Here is a 2073-nt window from a genome sequence, read left to right as displayed (position 1 = left end):
GCGCTGGCTCGCGGTGTTCGGCGGCGCGACCAACGTCGTGTCGCTCGACGCGGTCGCGACCACGCGCCTGCGTGTGGTCGTGCGCGATCCGTCGGCGGTCGATCGCGATCGTCTCGGTGCGCTCGACGTCGCGTGGGTGTCGCTCGACACGTTCCACATCGTCTGCGGCAATGCGGCGGCACGTTATGCCGAACAGCTCGGCGCGCGCCTGCCGCCGTCGGGCAGCGGAGCGGCCGCGCAGCCGGCCTGATGTGATCGGGCCGGCCCGATCCGCGACGCGGATTCGGCCCGGCCGGCAAAACGAAAACGGCTTGCGATCCTTGCGTCGCAAGCCGTTTTTTTGGTGCGGGCGATGGCGCGATGCACGTGTTTGCATCGCGCGTCGCCCGGGCGTTCAGCCGATCACGGATTCGTCAGCGTGAAGGTCGGCTTCCGGTAGCCGACACCGGCCCGGTCGAGCTTCGGCAATTCGCGTTGCGTGAGCAGCGTCGCGAAACCGGCCCAGTCGCGCTGCAGCGCGGCCGTGTCGACGTGATGCGTGTCGCCGCGCTTGAAGCGCACGCCGGCCGCATACGGCAGTTCCCAGTCGGCGCGGTGCCAGGCGCGCTCGGCGAGCGCGAGCAGCCGCGGATAGGCCATGTATTCGAGGAAGGTGTCGTTGCGCATCACCTCGCCCCATGCCTGCCCCTGCATGCCTTCGATGCGCGGCGCGGGGCCCGTTCCCGTGACCTCGAACGGGTTGCCGTCACGGTCGCCCATCACTTCGGCGTTCTGCGGCAGGTTCTCCGGTGCGAGCGAGAACACCTTGTACTCGTCCGTCGCGTGCGAGCCCCAGTAGTAGCCGCGCTCGCGCGGGTTGAGCGTGTACGGGAAGTCGAAGTACAGGTAGTCGGGCAGCGCGAGCACCGTCAGATAGCCCTTGCCGCTCAGGTCGCGCGCGCTGTCCGACGCCCCCCAGAAGATCGTGTCCCACAGCGACACCATCACGTGGCGCGTGCTGAAGTCCTGCGGCCCGTTCGCATGCTTGATGCCGTCCTGCCACGCGGCCATCGTGTCGATCCCGTTCGCGCTGACCGCCGCGCTCACCTGCTGAGCGAAACGCGTCGGCAGCTCGTCGATCGACTTGATCTCGCCGCGCTGGAGCAACGCCGTGCATGCGGGCGAACGCGCCCACGGCTTGTCCTGCGCGGCGAGATCGATGCGCCCCTTGTTCGGATCGGTGCCGTTCAGCGGCTGGAAGCCCGCGCCGAGGAAGATGTTCTTCGCCTCGTCGCCGCCGTAATGCCAGATGTGCAGCGGCGCCTGCGCATCCGCATGCATCGCCGCGATCTCGCGGATCACCTTCGATGCGAAATTGAGCGCGCCCGGCACGCACGGGTTCAGGTCGCTGCGGCGGTCGTAGAACTGCACCGTCGTCAGGTTCGACGTGTCCTGCGGATCGAGCAGCCGGTATGCGTTCGCTTCCTGCTCGCGCCCGGCCGCATGCAGCCGCCGGTAACGTGCCTCCATCGTCACGACGGCCGCGCGCGCATGCGCGGGCATGTCGATCTCGGGGACGATCTCGACGAAATGCGCGGCCGCGTAGCGCACGAGCGCCACGTAGTCGTCGCGGGTCAGGTAGCCGCCGCCCGAGCGGTTGTCTGGGCCGGAGCCGAGCTGCGGCAGCAGGCAGCGCGTCTCGCTCGGGTCGTGGCAGCGGCGCGAGCCGATCCCGGTCAGTTCGGGCAGGCCGGGAATCTCGATGCGCCAGCCTTCGTCGTCCGACAGGTGCAGGTGCAGGCGATTGAGCTTGTACGCGCTCATCTGGTCGATCAGGCGGCGCAGCGTCGCCGGGTGCTTGAAGTTGCGTGCGAGATCGACGTGCATCCCGCGATGCGTGAAGCGCGGCGCATCCTCGACGAGCATCGCCGGGATCGGGCCGCCGCCGGCCGGTGCGAGCGAGTAGAGCGTCTGCACGCCGTAGTAGAGGCCGGCGCGATCGTAGCCCTCGATCAGCACGCCGCGCGGCCCGATCGCGAGCCGGTAGCCGCCCGGCTTCGCGATGTCGGCCGGCAGCCGGCGCGGCGCGACGGC

2 protein-coding genes are annotated in these 2073 nt (G+C 69.6%); one reads left to right on the top strand and one right to left on the bottom strand.

What is annotated here, in order from left to right:
- Positions 1-250 (top strand): PTS transporter subunit EIIB (locus DPV74_RS41010; RefSeq protein WP_162923326.1); only part of this gene is annotated, 250 nt, incomplete at its 5' end.
- A 152-nt stretch (positions 251-402) separates the two neighbouring features.
- Here DPV74_RS41010 and DPV74_RS41005 read toward each other — a convergent pair.
- Positions 403-2073 (bottom strand): family 20 glycosylhydrolase (locus DPV74_RS41005; protein ID WP_119339263.1); only part of this gene is annotated, 1671 nt, incomplete at its 5' end.

Source organism: Burkholderia sp. HAN2018, from assembly GCF_024704855.1.
GTDB classification, from domain to species: Bacteria; Pseudomonadota; Gammaproteobacteria; order Burkholderiales; family Burkholderiaceae; genus Burkholderia; species Burkholderia cepacia.
Note: the sequence above shows the minus strand (reverse complement) of the source record. Positions and strands in the feature narration are given on the sequence as shown.